Below are 255 nucleotides of genomic sequence, written 5' to 3' on the forward strand. Positions count from 1 at the left end.
TGGGTTACCCGCTTTGGGTTTGGTTAATGTTTTTCGGTTTTGTGCTGGCGTTATTAGCCTTTGACCTTGGCGTATTGCACAAGGATCAGCATGAAATTACCGTGGCTGAAAGTTTAAAGCTTTCAGCTTTTTATATCTGTATGGGCTTATTGTTTGGGGCTTGGCTCTGGTGGTACAAGGGTTCAACCGCCGGTATGGAATACCTAACGGGCTATCTGATTGAAAAATCACTGTCTATGGATAACGTATTTGTTA

The 255-nt window shown here is 42.7% G+C and carries 1 pseudogene; it reads left to right on the plus strand.

Going from position 1 to position 255, the window contains the following annotated elements:
- Positions 1-255: pseudogene (locus KFE26_RS23900) on the plus strand (TerC family protein); the annotation flags it as partial.

Origin of the sequence: Shewanella sp. M16 (assembly GCF_018224605.1) — a bacterium.
Classification (GTDB): domain Bacteria; phylum Pseudomonadota; class Gammaproteobacteria; order Enterobacterales; family Shewanellaceae; genus Shewanella; species Shewanella oncorhynchi.